General features: G+C 39.6%; 20 protein-coding genes. 3 read left to right on the top strand and 17 right to left on the bottom strand.

The window, feature by feature from the left end; genetic code table 11:
* Positions 1-9: 9 nt before the first annotated feature.
* The 10 genes from V5M37_RS15145 to V5M37_RS15190 form a co-directional block, all read right to left on the bottom strand.
* Positions 10-813, bottom strand: a complete 804-nt coding sequence (locus V5M37_RS15145; protein ID WP_423798014.1) for an ABC transporter permease — start codon at positions 811-813, stop codon at positions 10-12.
* Entirely contained in the window at positions 810-1,730 is a 921-nt protein-coding gene (locus V5M37_RS15150) for an ABC transporter permease (RefSeq protein WP_423798015.1), read from the bottom strand. The genes V5M37_RS15145 and V5M37_RS15150 overlap by 4 nt, the downstream gene beginning before the upstream one ends.
* A gap of 15 nt (positions 1,731-1,745) precedes the next feature.
* On the bottom strand, positions 1,746-2,807 hold the full coding sequence (locus V5M37_RS15155; RefSeq protein WP_423798016.1) for an ABC transporter ATP-binding protein: 1,062 nt from the start codon (positions 2,805-2,807) through the stop codon (positions 1,746-1,748).
* Positions 2,808-2,821: 14 nt separating this feature from the next.
* Positions 2,822-3,919 carry an ABC transporter substrate-binding protein gene (locus tag V5M37_RS15160; RefSeq protein WP_423798017.1) on the bottom strand — a complete coding sequence of 366 codons (1,098 nt, stop codon included), beginning with the start codon at positions 3,917-3,919 and terminating at the stop codon, positions 2,822-2,824.
* A gap of 198 nt (positions 3,920-4,117) precedes the next feature.
* Positions 4,118-4,837, bottom strand: coding sequence for a GntR family transcriptional regulator (locus V5M37_RS15165; protein WP_423798018.1), 720 nt, complete (start codon positions 4,835-4,837; stop codon positions 4,118-4,120).
* Between the two features lie 195 nt (positions 4,838-5,032).
* Positions 5,033-6,364: an aminotransferase class III-fold pyridoxal phosphate-dependent enzyme gene (locus V5M37_RS15170; protein WP_423802627.1), complete on the bottom strand. Its 1,332-nt coding sequence runs from the start codon at positions 6,362-6,364 to the stop codon at positions 5,033-5,035.
* 25 nt (positions 6,365-6,389) lie between these two features.
* Positions 6,390-7,805 (bottom strand): 2-amino-4-oxopentanoate thiolase subunit OrtB, encoded by a 1,416-nt coding sequence (ortB, locus tag V5M37_RS15175; RefSeq protein WP_423798019.1) that lies wholly within the window; start codon positions 7,803-7,805, stop codon positions 6,390-6,392.
* A 49-nt stretch (positions 7,806-7,854) separates the two neighbouring features.
* A complete protein-coding gene (ortA, locus tag V5M37_RS15180; RefSeq protein ID WP_423798020.1) occupies positions 7,855-8,154 on the bottom strand; it encodes a 2-amino-4-oxopentanoate thiolase subunit OrtA in 300 nt (99 codons plus the stop codon).
* Positions 8,155-8,400: 246 nt separating this feature from the next.
* Complete coding sequence (locus tag V5M37_RS15185) at positions 8,401-9,165, bottom strand: SDR family NAD(P)-dependent oxidoreductase (RefSeq protein WP_423798021.1); 765 nt, start codon at positions 9,163-9,165, stop codon at positions 8,401-8,403.
* A gap of 227 nt (positions 9,166-9,392) precedes the next feature.
* Positions 9,393-9,776 carry a VOC family protein gene (locus V5M37_RS15190; RefSeq protein ID WP_423798022.1) on the bottom strand — a complete coding sequence of 128 codons (384 nt, stop codon included), beginning with the start codon at positions 9,774-9,776 and terminating at the stop codon, positions 9,393-9,395.
* Positions 9,777-10,053: 277 nt separating this feature from the next.
* On the opposite strand from V5M37_RS15190, the gene V5M37_RS15195 reads away from it, so the two are divergent.
* The gene (locus V5M37_RS15195) at positions 10,054-10,365 is read left to right on the top strand and encodes a hypothetical protein (protein ID WP_423798023.1); all 312 of its coding nucleotides are present in this window, start codon (positions 10,054-10,056) and stop codon (positions 10,363-10,365) included.
* A 115-nt stretch (positions 10,366-10,480) separates the two neighbouring features.
* On the opposite strand, the gene V5M37_RS15200 is transcribed toward V5M37_RS15195, so the two are convergent.
* The gene (locus tag V5M37_RS15200; protein WP_423798024.1) at positions 10,481-10,750 is read right to left on the bottom strand and encodes a hypothetical protein; all 270 of its coding nucleotides are present in this window, start codon (positions 10,748-10,750) and stop codon (positions 10,481-10,483) included.
* Positions 10,751-10,941: 191 nt separating this feature from the next.
* Here V5M37_RS15200 and V5M37_RS15205 point away from each other — a divergent pair, with 191 nt between their 5' ends.
* Both V5M37_RS15205 and V5M37_RS15210 read left to right on the top strand, forming a co-directional pair.
* On the top strand, positions 10,942-11,220 hold the full coding sequence (locus V5M37_RS15205; protein ID WP_213145971.1) for a hypothetical protein: 279 nt from the start codon (positions 10,942-10,944) through the stop codon (positions 11,218-11,220).
* A gap of 70 nt (positions 11,221-11,290) precedes the next feature.
* Positions 11,291-11,917 carry a DUF2238 domain-containing protein gene (locus V5M37_RS15210; RefSeq protein WP_423798025.1) on the top strand — a complete coding sequence of 209 codons (627 nt, stop codon included), beginning with the start codon at positions 11,291-11,293 and terminating at the stop codon, positions 11,915-11,917.
* 72 nt (positions 11,918-11,989) lie between these two features.
* Here the strand turns inward: V5M37_RS15210 and V5M37_RS15215 are convergent, their stop codons facing one another.
* The 6 genes from V5M37_RS15215 to V5M37_RS15240 all read right to left on the bottom strand — a co-directional run bounded on the left by V5M37_RS15215 (position 11,990) and on the right by V5M37_RS15240 (position 17,955).
* Positions 11,990-13,276 carry an alkyl/aryl-sulfatase gene (locus tag V5M37_RS15215; RefSeq protein ID WP_423798026.1) on the bottom strand — a complete coding sequence of 429 codons (1,287 nt, stop codon included), beginning with the start codon at positions 13,274-13,276 and terminating at the stop codon, positions 11,990-11,992.
* Positions 13,194-13,862: an MBL fold metallo-hydrolase gene (locus V5M37_RS15220; protein WP_423798027.1), complete on the bottom strand. Its 669-nt coding sequence runs from the start codon at positions 13,860-13,862 to the stop codon at positions 13,194-13,196. Before V5M37_RS15220 ends, V5M37_RS15215 begins: the two co-directional genes overlap by 83 nt.
* A gap of 214 nt (positions 13,863-14,076) precedes the next feature.
* Positions 14,077-15,750, bottom strand: a complete 1,674-nt coding sequence (locus V5M37_RS15225; protein ID WP_423798028.1) for a thiamine pyrophosphate-binding protein — start codon at positions 15,748-15,750, stop codon at positions 14,077-14,079.
* A 180-nt stretch (positions 15,751-15,930) separates the two neighbouring features.
* Positions 15,931-16,899 (bottom strand): NAD(P)-dependent alcohol dehydrogenase, encoded by a 969-nt coding sequence (locus V5M37_RS15230; protein ID WP_423798029.1) that lies wholly within the window; start codon positions 16,897-16,899, stop codon positions 15,931-15,933.
* Between the two features lie 27 nt (positions 16,900-16,926).
* A complete protein-coding gene (locus tag V5M37_RS15235) occupies positions 16,927-17,670 on the bottom strand; it encodes a DUF4386 domain-containing protein (RefSeq protein ID WP_423798030.1) in 744 nt (247 codons plus the stop codon).
* A 60-nt stretch (positions 17,671-17,730) separates the two neighbouring features.
* Positions 17,731-17,955 (bottom strand): helix-turn-helix transcriptional regulator, encoded by a 225-nt coding sequence (locus V5M37_RS15240; protein ID WP_423798031.1) that lies wholly within the window; start codon positions 17,953-17,955, stop codon positions 17,731-17,733.
* Positions 17,956-17,957: the final 2 nt, after the last annotated feature.

The following is a 17,957-nucleotide window of genomic DNA, read 5'->3' on the forward strand; positions in this document are numbered from 1 at the left end:
AACACCTTCTTATTCATTTTTCGACTCAAATACTTTTCCAATCCCTAGTACCCTTTCAATGACAACCATTAACACGACTGTCAAAAGTATCACGATACTAGAAACGGAGGTAATGATTGGGTCGTACTGGTATTGCATGTAGGTAAAAATCCGGACAGGCAGTGTCACGACATCGGTACTGACAATAAATAGGGCCACGGTTAAGTCATCAAAGGAGGTAATAAAGGCGAAAATCGCCCCAGCAATAACACCTGATTTAATGATGGGAAGCGTAATTTGAAAAAATACCCTCATGCTTCCCGCTCCCAGATTCATCGCAGCTTGTTCAATCGTGCGGTCAAAGCCTACTAAACTGGCGACCACCAAGCGCATGACAAACGGGATTGTTAAAATAATATGGCCAATTACTAACGCTGCCGGGCTTGTTGCCAAACCGATCCAGGAATAAAACTGTAATAGGGCTACCCCAAAGACAACGGTTGGAATCAAAAGAGGTGATCCGACCAGCTGCATAATGGCTGTTTTTCCTCTGAACTGATACCTGACAACTGCTATAGAAGACATCGTTCCAATAATTGTTGAAATAATCGCCGTTCCAAAGGCAACGCCAATACTGAGCATAAACGACTGCATAAATTCTGGATGATTGACTAATTCGGTATACCACCTTAATGTCAACCCTTTGGGAGGAAAAACGATATACTCTGTTTTAGTTAACGATGAAAATAAAACAACTACGATTGGAGCAGCCAAGAAGATGTAAACGAGCAAACAAAAGAAATTTAATCCAAACTTAGGAAATACCTTCCTCATTGAATGGCCACTCCTTTTTTGGACGCAGTTAATAGTTTGCTATAAATAATAATCGTAATCGTTGCAATAAAGATTAATAGGAAACCAATCGCCGAACCGTAAGGCCAATTCAACATCACAGCTACCTGTTCATAAGTAAGGAACGACATTACTTTTACCTGCGGTCCCCCAAGAATCGCCGGAGTGACGAAAGAACTGATTGCTAAACTAAAAACCATGACGGAACCCGCAAAGATTCCAGGCAGCGTTAGCGGCAAGACGATAGAAAAGAATGTTCGAAGCGGGCTGGCACCCAGATTTTGTGATGCTCGAATAACAGATGGGTCTATTCTTTCCAGTGATCCCATAATACTTAACACCATGTATGGAAACAGGACGTGCACCATTCCGATTACCACGCTAAATTCCGTATACAGCAGCGTTATCGGCTTATCGATCCACCCAAACTTCAATAACGCATTGTTGACAACACCGTTATTGGATAACAAGATAACCCATCCGTAGCAGCGGATTACCATACTGATTAACAATGGTGACAGAACGATTAGGGTTAAATAATTTTTGATTCTTCTGTTAGCTTTCGTAATTTGGTAGGCAACCGGAAACGAAATCACTATGGCAACTAAAGTAGTCAGCAAAGCAATTTTTACGGTTCGCCATAGGACCCCGAGATAAAATGGATCGGATAAAAATTTTGTGTAATTCTCGAGGGTCCAGTCATTTCCAATCCCACTTGTTGCATCAAATGTCTTAAAGCCGGTGATAAAAAGGAAAAACAACGGAAGCAAAAAGAAAAAGATAAAGATACCAAGGGTCGGCAGTAATAAAAGCAAATAGTCAATCCTCTTCTTCGATAAATTCTTCTTTTTCTGCTTGAATAACAATTCCTGTTCTTGATATGCGGTTTCAGCCTGCATCGGAGAAAAGTCACCTCACTTTTTGGTTGCTAATAAATCTTCTGGATTCCACTGAATACTTACATCTTTCCCCTCTTGAACATGATCGGGATTTAGAACGGTATTTGGAATATCTGCAATGATATGCTTATTTTCCTTGTTCTGTAAAATATATCTTGTTTTTGCACCCAAGAACATTTTCCTATCAACCTTTACTTTGATGCCATTATTTGGTTCTAACGAGATATGGATTTTTTCAGGGCGAATATAAAAATCAATGACACCATTTTCCGCTAAATGCCTTGTTACTATTTGCTCATAGCCATAAAACGAGACCAAGCTTTCCTTTTCGCTGAGTGGTTTGACAACCTTCCCCTGTACCTGGTTTACTTCCCCAATAAACCTGGAAACAAAATCAGTATGAGGGTGGTTATAAATCTCGACCGGTGTATCAAGCTGTTCAATTCTTCCTTCATACATAACTGCGATTCTGTCTGAAATGGCAAGTGCCTCTTCCTGATCATGGGTAACAAATATGGTCGTAATCCCAACCTTTTTTTGAATGTCCACGATTTCTTCACGCATTTCTTGACGCAGTTTCGCATCCAAGTTGCTCAACGGTTCATCAAGCAATAACACTTTCGGTTTGATGACAAGTGCTCTGGCTAAGGACACACGTTGCTGCTGTCCGCCGGAAAGCTCCTTCGGAAATCGCTTTTCATAGCCAGTCAGTCTAACCATCTCAAGTGCTTCTGCCACGCGGGATTTAATTTCATCCTTGCTCACCTTGCGAAGCTTCAGCCCATAGGCGACATTCTCAAACACAGTCATATGGGGGAAGAGAGCATAGTTTTGAAAAACCATGCCCATTTCCCTTTTATTCGGGGGAAGCAGGTGGACAGGCTTCCCGTCCACCACTATTTTGCCTCCGTCTACATCGAGGAACCCGGCAATCATGTTAAGGGTTGTCGTTTTTCCGCAGCCGGATGGCCCCAGAAAGGAAACAAGTTCACCCTGTTTGATTACAAGGTTCATCTTTTTGACAACTTCTGTTTTATTAAAGGTCTTCACTACATTTTCAAGGCATAAATAGCTCATTTCTTTCACCTCTTTTAGTGGGCTATTTCTATTTCTTTATTGGCTCGTTCTGTCCACTCGGCCCTTTTTGTATTGACATACTCCCAATCCACTTTTACAAGCTTATTAATTTGCTCTTCACCGTAAATGACTTTTTTCGCTATATCTCCTTCAAGCTTCGTGCTTTTCGTAACTGGCCCAGAAAATGTTGCGTGTGCCATTTCCACCTGTACTTCTTCCTCTAATATAAAATTAAGAAATTTTTGAGCAAGCTCTGGATGAGGTGCACCTTTTATAACATTAGTGGTTACAAGTAAAGCAGGTGCACCTTCCTCAGGAGTTACAAACTCGATTGGGAATCCGGTGTCTTTTAAAATATTCGTCCGGCCATTAGCCCAAGAGGTTGCAACAGCTTGACCCTGAAGGAAAAAGTTAGACATATCAGCCGTTTTATCAAATGTTACTGCGTTTTTAGCAATTTCCTTCATTTTCTCAAATCCTGGTTCAATATCTCGATCACTTCCACCGTTTGAAGCAGCAACCATAAGAAGCATATGCACTCCGTACGTTGTGGCCATGGATGGTAAAACTAATTTACCTTTAAATTTCGGATCGGCTAGGTCATTCCATGATTTAAGCGGTTCCCATTTATTTTGTTTAAATGTATCTTTGTTATAGGCCAAGCCCGTCGCTACTATCCCCGTACCAACTCCAATATTGTCCTTATCTTTAGCGATATCGTATACATCCTTCAGGTTGGTGACAACGCTTTCATCTAGTGGAGCAAGTAATCCAAAAGCTTTAGCCTGCGCTTGCGGACCATCATCCAAGAAAGCAACATCTATTTGCGGCTTATCCTTTTGAGCCTGAAGCTTCGACAAGGTATCAACAGAGCTTCCGGTAATATAGGTTACCTTTACTCCAAACTCCTTTTCGAACTTGGGAATCACTTTTTCTTTTAGCCCTTTTTCATAGCTTCCACCATATGCCGCCAATACTAGTGTTTTTTCGCCTTCGCCCCCCGATTTTTCGGATGAAGAATTTCCCGTCTGGCTGCTCTTGCTGCTGCACGCTGTCATGATTCCAAGTACTAGACAAATGAATAGGATTAAAGACGCTTTTCTTTTTTTCATACTTACTCCTCCTCAAAAAAAATAATTTTAATGTGGACAAAACCTAAGGAACTGCCTCTTTCCTCCTTCAATTTGATTGTTTGGTTTTTAATTGGAGTAATATTTAAAATTTTCAGATAAGTAATGGTAAAAATATAATATTATAATCTTTTTGATTATAATATTATATTTTATTACTATCTAAAAATGGACTACCGACTAAAAATTAATTTCTGTATAATAGGTAACTTTGTCCTGGCGCACATAAAACTTTGAATATTCAATTACCTCTCCCTGCTTGGTATAAGTAAACTTCTCCCACTCAAATACGGGTGTACCCGATTCAATTTGAAGTTTTTCGGCCATTTCGCTGGTAGCAATATACGGCTTAACAAACATCCGAGCCCTTCCTAATGGAATCTTAAATTTTTTCTTTAAAATGTTGTAGATCAGCTCATTATTTATGTCATTAGGCGACAGATCAGGACATTTATCAAAAGGCAGATAGGAATACTCCAGATTAACTGGGATATCATTTTCCATTTTTAAACGCTGAATCTTAAAGACTTTTGCACCAGGCTGTAACCCAAATTTGCCTGCCACTTCATCTTCCATAATTTCCATTGAAAAACTAAGTAATTCATGTGGAGACTCTAGGTCTTCAACCGAAGTTGTCAACAACAATTTATTTATATCCAATTCATTGGTGGTTCCTGCTACAAAAGTACCCTTCCCGCTTTGCCGGTAAAGGTATCCTTTGCTCACCAACTCCATAACAGCGCGTTTAACAGTAATGGTACTTACCTCAAAATGATCAGCCAATTCCTGTTCAGTCGGCAGCTGATATCCAATATCCCACTGCTTCGATGTGATTTTTTCTTCTAATACTTCTTGCACTTGACGATATAGAGGTATATGGTTGTTTTTATCTAGCTTCATAACATCTCACCTAATTTATAATATTATAATTTTATACTATATTTCCTGTTAATATATAATTTACTAAGATTCCCCTCCACTGTCAATATTTTTTGAATTATTTGAAAAATAGTTTTTTCTTACCATTGATAACCATCACAAATGATTTAGTAATTACTCTTTTTAACATGCTTAGATAAGTTAGCAGGCAGTTCCCTACCATCCTTTCACTCTTTCAAGGACGGCATCCGAAACGCGGCCTTGCTGCACATCCTCCATGGCTTCCTCAATAATACGCAAACCTTTTTCTAGAGACGCTTCCGAAATCGTTAGGGGCGGAGCAATCCGTAATACCGATCCAGAAAAGAAAGTTAAAAATAATCCTTTTTCCCAGCAGCGCCAACATACTTTTGCTGCGGTTGAACCGCTTCCAATTTTTGAATTCCTTCGCTCTACAAGGTCAACGCCAATCATTAATCCTTTTCCTCTAATATCACCAATCATCTCAAACTTTTCTTTCAATCTAGCAAAGTACCCCTGAACATATTCTCCAAGCAGATTTGAACGGCTGATAAGGTCCTCGTCCTCAATTACTTGAATGGTTGCCAATGAAGCAACACAGCTAACGGGATTCGCTGCGAGTGAAAATGCTCCTGAAGGGGGTTCAACAGAATTCATAATGTCGCTCCTGCCTACCACTGCACTTATCGGCATGCCTGATGCGATGGCTTTGCCTAATACGATTAGATCCGGCTCTAACTGAAAGTGAGAACTCGCAAACCATTCTCCCGTTCGACCGAACCCCGTTTGAACTTCATCCGCCACTATTAATATTCCATGTTTAGCAGTTAATTGTTTTAAAGCGTCTATATAACTTTGCGGTGGAACTAGAACGCCTGAATCTCCTTGAATGGGTTCAATAACAATCGCGGCAACCTCCTCAGGAGGGCACACTGTTTCAAATAATTGCTCAATGGCCAAGATACAGCGTTTACTTTCTTCTTCACGATCAACTGGTGATCGGTAGACATCAGGAAATGGGATATGATAAACGTCTGGTAATAATGGGCCCATGTTCTTTCTCATCGGGAGACTGACAGCCGAAATACTTAAAGCACCATATGTGTTTCCATGATAGGAGCGACTGTAGGCGATAATCTTAGAACGTTTTGTATAACTTCTCGCTAATTTAATGGCAGTATCATTGGCATCCCCACCAGATAATCCAAACGTCACTTGTTTTGGAAACGATCCTGGCGTTATACGGATTAGCTCTTCCGAAAGAGAAACAATTTGTTCGTGGCTGGCATATGCAGGATTATAATGGACTAATTGGTCTAACTGGGCTTTTATTTTTTCAATAATAAATGGATGCCCATGCCCTGTGTTTGTGACACAAGCACTGGATAAAAAATCAATCCATTCATTGTTGTCATGGTCCCTAATGATTTCACCTTTTGCTTCTTTAATTACTAGTGGAAAAAATGGAAGTCTCATTCCTGGTGAAAGGACGTTTGTTTCACGTTCTAACCATTTGGTACTGCTCATTTTGTTCACATAATTCCACTCCTTTTCAGCCAATATTCAAGGTCTTCAGGTAGTTGTCAATATACTGAATATCCCTATTAACCTCTTGAGCTAAAAATGTCTTATCCGAATCGGTCAAGCTCTTACTGTCTACATCTTTTAACACATTTCTTAAATAAGAGATTTGAATTCTATCCAAATCGGCATTTTTCACATCCAATTGTTCAATATGCTCTGGAATCGCAATAACCGAGCCCGGAATATTCTCTCTTGGGTCTCCTCTCATAATCTTTACGCCCTGCCTTTTGGCAAAGTTCAATTGCGCAATCGGATGTTTTCCCGCTCCGGTGTATTCAGACTCTTGGACAACAATGATTTCATTCTCATCATATTGTTGGGCAAGGACCAAAGCCGCAGCCAAGGATGTATTTCCAGCCGGACCCCTTTCAAGTCCCTCCAATTTCGCTAATAATTCAGTTGCATAGAATACTTCCCCTTGTGTCACAGTAACAAATCTGTCTAAATACCGTAACGGCCGGGCAGCATTCCTCGGGACATCCGAACGGTCAGGATCAATGGAAAAAGGAAAACTAAAACCTGTATGGCCGGTAGTGAAGGATTTTCGGTTGAAATCCTTGTCAGAAGCCATATGCAACCCGGTAAGATCAACAGATACCCCTATGATTTCGGTCTGATGATTCCCAAATTTCTTTAACCCACGAGCTGTACCTGTAACATTTCCTCCACCTGCATGTGTTACACAAACTGCTGCAGGTTCTTTACCAAATTGATCCTTAACTTGCTGTCCAATTTCATACCCTAAAGTTTCAACCCCTGCTATTGCGTACGGCGAGTATAACGATGCGTTAAAGTATTGTGTCTGATCGAGCAACAATAGTGCCGTATAGAACAGCTCCGGTCCTACCGTTAACTGGATCACCTCCGCCCCAAGTGCTTCACATTTTCTTCCCTTTTCTAAAATTTCAGGCTGCCCCAACCCTTGACTATCATAAGTTTCCTGAAGCACTATGCACTTTAGCCCTTGCTTTGCTGCCTGGCTCGCAACTGCTGCACCATAATTTCCACTTGTGGCAGCAATCACTCCGGAAAAACCTTTTTTCTTCGCCTCGTGAACAGCTAGAGTGGCCCGCCGATCTTTAAAACTGCCCGATGGGTTTGCTGCTTCATCCTTCATTAAGATCGTAGCGCCTTTCCCTTTTGGGGAAATTCTCCGGACTAACTGAGTAAGATTTTTTAATTCAAGTAAAGGTGTATTTCCTACTTGATTCTCCTTTTGAATCCTAGCAACGTCCTCCAAGGAATACCCAAGTTGGGTCATCATTTTTTCATATTCAAAGCCGACCAAACCTTGTTTAAATTGGTCATAATCTATTTTTAAGGAGCGTTGCATAATTTCATTTTTCCGGTTCATAATTTGTTCAAAAGATACATCGGTAAGCATTGGATCCCCTCATTTCCAAATAAACTTGGGTTATTCTGAAATCATTTTTTCATTTTTTTAAAAGCAGCCGTTGTTCTTCTTCACCAATATTCAGCAATTCATACACTGGGGGACCATAGCTGTGTTCATAACAGGGCTCAATCTGAATTAGTCTGCCAGTAATCACTCTTCCGCTAAGAGTTTTAATATTTACTTCTTCTTTTAACACCGCTTCTTCTAGTAAAAATCCTCTTGCTCTCATCTCATAAGGTACATTTTTGGAGTCTTCCGGCAGCCGGTTAGATCGTTCCTCAGGATTTAACAATACTCGATGAACTTCGACCCATGTACCTTTGTTTATTTTTTTCAATTAAAAACCTCCCCTTATAAAGCGGTTTCATGAATTCCAACTCACTTAATTTATAATATTATAACTTTATAAGTTTATAAGTTTATACTATATATACTGTTAATATATAATTTACTAAGCTTTACCTCTATTGTCAATATTTTTTGAATTATTTGAAAAATAATTTTAGAGATGCATGGGGACTGTTCTCCTAGACATATACAAGCCAGGAGACCCTTCCCCTGGCTTATCCTTCATCCATATGGATTAAAGTCCTAAAGCTGTCCAACCTCCGTCAGCTTTTAAGGTTTCACCTGTAATATAAGATGAAGCATCAGAGGCTAAGAAAATAGCCGAACCTATTAATTCATCAGGCATTCCTAATCGATTTAGTGGTGTTCTTGCCTCAATCTTTTGGGCAAACTCACTTCGTTGGTCCTTAATGGCCTTTACCAAAGGGGTTTCAATATATGCAGGTGCAATCCCATTTACCCTAATGCCATGAGGAGCCCATTCAACCGCCAATACTTTGGTCAGCATATTCACGCCGCCCTTACTAGCACAATAAGCTAATGACCCCGTAAGTGCTGTTTCCCCACCGACGGAGGAAACATTTATGATGGTTCCTTTCTTTTGCTTAATCATTTGCCGGCCGACTGCCTGGGCGAATAAAAATACACCCGTTAAATTAACACCGATCACCTTATTCCAATCATTTAGGTCGTATTCCTCTGCCGGCCTTTTCACGGTTATTCCAGCATTGTTGATGAGAATGTCAATTTTATGGAATCTTTTAACAGCCTCATCTACTACATTTTGAATGTCCTCAGGATTCGAAACATCACACGGAATAACTAAGGCCTCAACTCCTTTTTGTTCAATTTCTTTCGCAACTTCATCTAACTCAACTTTTGTGCGGCTACAGAGAACAACGTGGCTGCCAGCTTCAGCCAAACCTACAGCTATTGCTTTACCAATTCCTTTACTAGCCCCTGTAACAATACTTACTTTTCCGGTTAAATCAAATAACATCTAAATTCCCTACTTCCTATTTTTTTATTAATCTAGTAAATGATTCGAAATAATGATTCTTTGAATCTAGATTGTTCCTCCATAGATTTGGGTAATTTTCATTATTGATTTTATTCTTTATTCGACGCATGGTATAGAATTCCTTTTAAAGTAATAAGAAAGCTCCCAACTATGAACATTGATTACATGATCATAATTGGTAAGGATTTGGAGAAGAAACAACAGGTTTACCTAATATAATTAGAAACCTCAATAAGGTTAAAATCCGGGTCCCTGAAATATACTGAATAAATGCGTCCTACTGCACCAGTTCGTTCTACAGGTCCCTCAATAATGGTAATTCCCTGCTTTTCTAAGGATTCTACTATTTGTTCTTTTGGAGTATCCGTAATAAAACATAAATCAGCTGAGCCAGGTGTTGGGCTTATTGCTTTTGGCTCGAACTCCTTCCCATATTGATGCAGATTTATTTTTTGATTACCAAATTTAAGTGCTTTTCTGCCTTCACCAAAAGTTTGAACATCCATACCCATAACTAAAGAATAGAAGTCACATGTAACTTCAATATCTTTAACTGTTAAAACTAAATGATCTAGCCCCTTAATATTCATCTCGCTCACCCTCTAAAAAAATTTTTTATTTAAAAACGTACTGACCCCAAGCTGATCTTAAATATTCTTTCTTGATTAACATGTCTCTAACAATCGGTAGAACAAAAATATCACATTTATTTCCAGCTGCCAATATAGAAATTACCTTGATTTTTTCTTAAGTCAAACAAACAGTAAGAGTAACAACGCAAAAAAATTTCCATAAAATTTAACAATTTGTTAAGAAATGATAAATTACGATTTCTATATATTAGGAGAAAAGGAGGTGTGTGCAGGAATGTCAGATGAACCACGAGAACTACCTCAGGAAGAACCTCAAGAGCAACCTTTAGAACGGAATCAAGAAAACATAAAAACTCTTAAAGATGAGATTAAAAATGAAATTAGAAATGAATTAAAAGAAAAATTCATCCATTCTCGCAAGAAAAGAAAGCATCGAATAATTTATTCTGTTTGTGTCTTTGCACTCGGTGTTTTGATTGGCTTTGGCGGCGGAAGGGCAACTCATTCAGAGCATCACTTTGACCAAGTACACAAGGGACACTTTGAACATGGTAAATTTCAAAAATGGCATGATATGCAAAAATAGTATTACAAAATACAGCCTGGGAAGAACCGCTCCCCTTCCTAGGCTGTATTTATTCTTATTTTAGTGTTATTTTAGGTAGTTTTGATATATTAATTTGCCCATACCACAATTTGAATTAATTAAGTTTTCCTTGAAATTGATCATTTTTTTTCATTTCATGAATCGTCTCTTCAATTTCCCGGACAAAATATTTAAATACCTGATGATTCCCTGAATCACTAAAGTTCTTTTTATCAATTGAATTAAGCAGCCCAATAACAGCTTTAAACTTTAAATCATCAAAAAATGGGATTTGGCTTTCCCCATAGATTTCACCTTCAACTTCCACCTCCCCTTCATCATTCTCCAGCCTAAATCTGAATTTTTCCGTGTTATCAGCGTTCAATTAAGCTCGCTCCCCTATTTAGATGCATGGGGACGGTTCTCATGTCTCATTAACGCTCGAAAATGAGGCACGAGAACCGTCCCCATGTTTCACCCTTATATTTTTTAATTGATTTGCAAAAATATACACAGATAACTATCAATAATTAGGGCAAAATAATATAACTAATTCTAAAGAAAGAGGGTCTTAGGATGTTTTATACCTATAACCTATACAGTTCGGATCAATTGGGATTTACTAACTCTTATCACATCCAAACCGAATTGCCACCGCATAAATTTCGGGCCATTATGATGGAATTTCGGCGTGGAGGAAATAATGATCCGCAGGCTTTTGTGAAATACATGCGCGAACATTTCCCCGATAGCTTTCGTTTATTCGAGTATGATGATGTTGTTCAATATGATGCCGACCAAGAAAACTCGGTTATCCTTTCCAACCTTTTAGACCAAAATAATCAAACTATTTAGGGCTGTTGAAAAAATAGGTTCAACAGCCTTTTTACGGCTGCGGGGAAACTATATAGGAGTGATATTAGAAATGAAAGGAAAAAGTGTCAAGACGATTCATGTTCTGTTATTACTGGTTGTAATCGCCGTTTTAATTTGGTCACTTATCAAGCCTGCAAGCTACAAGTCCTGGACATTAGAAGCCACTCCTGCCATCATCGTTTTAATGATCGCCCTATTAACGTACAAAAAGTTTCGTCTTACTACCTTTTCTTACGTCATTATTGCTATTATGGCGATCTTGATGTTTATCGGCGGCCATTACACCTATTCAAAGGTTCCTCTATTTAATTGGATAAAAGATACTTTTGATTTGAAAAGAAACCACTACGATCGATTTGGTCATTTTTTAAAAGGCATGATTGGCATAGTGATAAGAGAAATATTATTAAGGAAAACCCCGTTGAAAAAAGGGAAATGGTTATTTTGGATTGTGACAAGTATTTCTCTTGCCATTTCCGCGATGTATGAAATCATTGAATGGATAAGTTTTATTATAGGCAAGGGAGGAAAAACAGCTAAAAACTTTCTAGGGAACCAAGGTGATATATGGGATGCACAATGGGATATGGTATTAACCTTAGCTGGTACCATCATTTCCTTACTATTTCTTTCCAAACTACATAATAGATTGTTGCGAAAAGAGTTAGGAAAGTGAGACATGGGGACGGTTCTCGTGCTTCATTTTCGCTAGAAAATGATGCAGAAGAACCGTCCCCGTGCTTCACATTTAAGGAGTTACAATATTAATAGTATGATTAAAGTCATCCAACAGGTTTAATAATTCTTTTAGCTTGTCCGTATTACCTGATAGTCTTAATTTTTCTGAAGCAATGGTTTGTTCTAAGTCTATTGCTCCAAGTAAAAATTCAAAAAATGTTTTCTTGTCAGCTACGATTGAAACATCCGGATTAGCATCCAGCCTTTCCTTCTTATTCAAAACAGAATTTTCTAAGTAAATCGTATAAAGTTCATTTACATCTGTTAGAGTTACATTAACGACGATCCTCTTACCTTCTGCTTTTGGTCCATTTAACCTAACGGCCATCAACTTAAAGAATTCGTCAAAGGAAGTCCTAAGGATTAAGCGCGAAATTTCTTTTGATGCGGCTCGCCCTTGACGGACTCCATTTCTTAGTTCTGATGTCCCTAAAAGATAAGCATTCCGCCAATTAGCCGACTCAGCCTGGTATCCTAATTGTTCAAAAGCGTCCGCTAATAATTCCTTTGCTTCCACATTTTCCGGGTCCGCCATGACCACATGTCTTACCACTTGAGCCACCCAACGGTATTCTCCATTCTCAAAATCTACCTTCGCTTGTTTTAATATATTGGCTGCACCGCCCATGTATTGGACATACTTTTTCCCCGCTTCCACCTGTGTAAGTGGATCTAAGTCAGAGGGATGTCCACTATAATACCCTAAGTAAAAATTATAAACGGCTTTTGAATTGTGTTTTAACGTACCATAATAGCCGCGATTACCCCAATATTGCCCTAATGACTCCGGAAGTTCAATTAATTCGGCAATCTCATCCATGGTATACCCATGATTAGCCAATCGTACGGTTTGATCATGGATATATTTATATAAATCTCGTTGATATTTTAAATGTTCTATGGCACGTTCCTTCCCCCATACCGGCCAGGCGTGAATCATGACCAAAGCATCAATCTCTTTTTCACCAAACAAATCTATCGTTCTATCAAGTGCCTTCACCCATTCCAGTGAATCCCGAGTTTTGGCCCCTCTTATCGCATAAATTTGATGCAGTGTTTTATTGGCATTTTCGGAGACAAATAATGCTTTGTATTCTTCAATATAGAAATGCATCTCAGCAGGTGCTTCAGTATGCGGCGTTAATAAAAATGTGAAATGAATCCCATCTACTTCAAGCGTTTCCACTTCATTTTTAACTTCAACATTTGGCATTTCAAAACCAATATGCGCATTGCCGGTACCGAAAACGGATCCAATTCCGGTTGATAAAAACCCGCATTCCGACTGGCAAGCCAATACCGAACTGATACCAGGCACGACGATTCATAATCGGCCCCAATAAAACATTTTCACTGAACGCCTCTTTGGTAAAATGCTCAGGGACAATGATCGGGATATCAGGATTCTCAGCATATTCAAGAATGGCCTTAGTACCGCCGTAATGATCGCTATGGCTTTGGCTAATAATGATGGCAGTCACTGGTTTTTTAGGCCGGTGTCTAAAATATAATTCAATCGCTTGTTTAGCAGGCGGCATTCCGCTGGAAGTATCTATGACAATCACACCGGTTTTTCCCTCTACGAATATAGTAGTAGCGATGGAAAGTCCACGCACTTGATAGATTCCATCAACGACTTTATACAATCCAGCTTTTGCTTGTAATTGTACGTTTCTCCATAAACTTGGGTTGACAGCGTCAGGCACACTTCCAACAGATTCAATTAAATCTTGGATTTTATTTTCAGTTGAAGCAATCAAGCCTCGATCGGCATCGATAAAATCTTGTTTGTCTTCAAAATTTAAGATTTCCGTGAATCTTTTCTGTACCTCTTTTGTAAAAGAAGTAGCAGGCTTTGATTGATTTGTCGTAAGATAGGTCATTTTACATTCCTCCAAGGTTAGTAAAATTAAAAAATACTTTTATAACTCATTACACGGAGTACCGTTTTAGTTTGGGAGCCATACTAGGTAAAAAGCACAATTGCACCATCGTCCTAATTAATAAATAAGCCGATTTTCCAGCAGTAAACAGGAAGATCGGCTTCTTATTTCATACCTTAAACTGCCCGGTACAACTCGAGCATTTATAATAGTTTTACTGAAGATAAACCTTAACCGTTGAATCAATAGCCACATCCAGCAAAATCGGCTTTTTCTCCTGAAAGGCTTTTTCAAAAGCCGGTTGAAGTTCCTCGGACCTTTCAATTCTGACAGAATCAATGCCAAACCCTTTAGCAACACTGACAAAATCTACTGGCGGTTCGTTTAAATCCATCCCCGGGAAAACGTTGTGCTTAGCGGACTCCCCTTTGATATTAAGAATTCCGCCTTTAAGAATCATGTAGCTTTGGTTATTCATAATCACAAAGACGACTGGGAGTTGATACTTGGCAGCATTCCATAATGATTGAATATAGTAAAGGGAAGAACCATCCCCAATGATATTGACAACCCTCTGATCAGGACGCCCCAGCTGTGCGCCAAGGGAGGCCGGCATACCGAATCCTAGGCCACCGCCCTTCAATGCGATCAGGCTTCCAGGCTGGTTTAGTTCCAAATAACTGTGGGTATATCTTCCAGAAGTTACGGATTCGTCTACAACTAAAACATTTTCCGGCAGTGCTTTATTTAATTCATACATGACTTCGGCAGGGGATAAAGGAAATTGGCCTCTAGTTTCTTCCAGTTCCTTTAAACGCAGTTCATCACTATGTATTTTCTTCTGTATAGTCTTTTCTTTTAAATTTTCGAATCGGGCTTTATCCTCAACATTTGATTGGATTTCGATTAATTCTGTCATTTCCTTAATGGCGATCCTTGGGTTGGCCGAAATGGCAATATCTACGTGCATGTTCTTGCCAAGCTCCCATTCACCACTATCAATTGCGATTACCTTGGTTCCCTTTTGGACAATCGGCTTGTCAAAGTAGAGCAATGGGGCTTGACTCGTGACTCCCACGAAAACCACAACATCTGCTTCTGAAAGGGCCTTCTCGATAAAGGGACCGTTTGGCAGGCATCTTCCCGCGTATTGACGGTGACCATAAGGGAAATTTAATCTGGAGGCCTGATGCTCTACATATACAGGAGCACCAATCATCTCCGCGAGCCGAACCATTTCGTTCACCCCTTGGCAGCTGGCCAAGTGATCCCCGACCATAAACACAGGATTGATTGCATGCTGAATCAAATTGGCCGCATTTTGCACTGCTTCTAGATCTCCCCTAATATTGGAGGAAACAATGGTAAGTGGGATTGTTTCTGCCTCAATCTCCTGCCATAGCACATCCGAAGGAAGAGAAAGAAAAACAGGGCCCATCGGTTCTGTCATAGCCACTTTAAAGGCCCGGTGCAGAACAATTGGTAATTCCTGTGCATTTTTAACTTCCCAGCTCCATTTTGTGTAATTTTGGGCCATGCTTACCATTTCTCCCCATAATGCAGGTTCCTGGATAGCGAGTCTGGTATCCTGCTGGCCGGCGGTTACAATAAGCGGTACCCCGGCACGATAGGCGTTGTAGACGTTCCCTAATCCATGAGCCAAGCCGGGAGCAGCGTGAAGATTAACGACCCCTGGTTTACCGGTTGCTTGGGCATAGCCTGCAGCCATTCCAACACACACATCTTCATGTAAGGAAAGAACATATTTAAGTTCCGGATAGTTTACTAGCCCGTCTACCAATGGCAGTTCGGTTGTTCCAGGGTTTCCAAACAAATACTCTACTTCATATTTTTGCAAAGTTTTTAAAATAAAATCTCTAGCAAGCATCTCTCTCACCCTTTACACATTTTTGTAGTTTTTTTCTTTTCAGAAAATATTATACTACAAAATTTTGAAATTTTTATATATTTAAAAAATAAGAGAAAATTAGAGGCTGATTAGAAAAGGCGATACCAACTTATAGTATCGCCTGTCTTCCTTCTATCCGTTATGATTCCTTAAAAGTTTTCATACTGTAATGACAACTTTTCCTTGAGCGTGCCCCTGTTCAAAGTACTTGAAAGCTTCTTCAACTTCACTCATCTTAAAAGTTTTATCAATAACTGGTTTTACTTTTCCGGCTTCAAGGAGTTCTTTTATATAGAGTAAATCATTTTGGTTTTGCCTTTGTAATAAGCTAGACATTTTTTTCCTTCCAGTGAGCGATAACCAAGGCCCTAAGGTCATTGTTTGAAACAGCTGTGCACCCGAACCTCCGACGTGAACAAAAGTTCCATTAGCATTTAAAGACCGTTTATAAGCTGTAATCGGATGGTGCCCGTTAACACCAAGAATCAAGTCATACTTCTGTCCTTTTTTGGTAAAATTCTCTTTTGTATAATCAATGACATGATCTGCACCAATGGAACGAAGGATTTCTAAATTTCTCGTACTGCAAACACCTGTTACTTCTGCTCCAAAAGCTTTGGCAATCTGTACCGCAAAAGTCCCAACACCACCTGAGGCACCATTAATCAATACCTTCTGTCCTCTCTGAATTTTTCCTTTATCCCTTAGACCCTGTAAGGCAGTAACAGCCGCCATTGGTACCGCAGCAGCTTCCTCAAATGTGATATTTTCTGGTTTTAATGCCAATGCATTTTCAGGAACAGATACATATTCAGCAAAACCACCCCAGCCAGCTCTGGAAAGATCTCCAAATACCTCTTGGCCTGGCTGAAACTGTTTAACATTTTTACCAACTGCTTCGACCCGGCCTGCAATGTCACCTCCGGGTATGGAGTATTTTGGTTTTAGAAGACCGAAGGCCAAACGGGCTAAGAAGGGCTCTCCTTTCAAAAGCACTAGATTACCATAATTCAAGGATCCTGCATGAATCTTTACCAGTACCTGATGGTCCTCAGGAATAGGTTTATCTACTTCTGTCAGATTAAGAACATCGGGTGAACCATATTTGTTATAAACGATGGCTTTCATTCTTTTCCCTCCGTATCCATTTGTCTGTTATTTTTTTGAGGAACTCATTATCTCTAGTGGAGCTCCAGATGCTATTTTTGTAGACATGTCAGCAAGTGAAGATTCATTGAATCCCTTAACGATAAGCCATACGGCTAAAATCATTTCATTAGCCGCTACTGGCAGCGACAGTACTGCACCCCAAACTGAAAGTTGTTGAATGACTCCGAACATTTCTAACAATGCTGCGATAAAAACAAGGGCTGCCCCTGTCATACCCAAGATGGGAATAAATCTTGGTACGAGCTTTGATTTGTAAAATATATAACTGTACATAATCGTATTAATGCCCAGCATGAAATTAGGACCAAGCAAAAATGTCCAGTCATGTATTGCTATTAGTACTGTGCCTGAAGCATGAAAAGAGGCAATATCCGGAGCACCCGCTGCTGTATATTCCCGGCTTAAGGTTAAGAGGGACAGGACGCTTATTACACCAACCGTGATGATCATCGCTTCAAGAAACCTAAAACAAACATGCCAGAGTGCAATCGTTTCATTGTACTTTCTTAAAATAGGAAACATAATCGTTGCTGTACCAACAGCGGAAACGACAAGTATTAGCTCCATAAGCCCTCCTGTTATCACCTGGTTGGAGTGTTCCGAGCCTTTAATCAGGTAATCAGGACCTTTTAGGATAGGACTATATAAGGTTAGACCAATTACCGCCGTAACTGCCGCAAGTATAAACAGTACTCCCACCATTTTTGCCGCTTTCTTATTTGAATTCATTTTGCTATCCCCTTCTCTTAATAAATTCAAAAACGGTCAAGCATATAACCATCATAGTTTTTATTTCTTTGTGTTTTCCCCATAGAAGAATACCTCTTCCAACGGTAAGTTAAAGGCGTGAGCAATGCGAAAAGCAAGTTCTAAGGATGGGGAGTAATTTCCCTTTTCGAGAGCCACGATGGTTTGTCTTGTAACGCCCACCTTGTCAGCCAGTTGCTGCTGGGTCATTTCATTATGGTCAAATCGTAATCTCCTGATATGATTGCCGACAAGATATTTACCCATTA

Source organism: Neobacillus sp. SAB-20_R2A, from assembly GCF_049568635.1.
GTDB lineage: Bacteria > Bacillota > Bacilli > Bacillales > Cytobacillaceae > Neobacillus > Neobacillus citreus.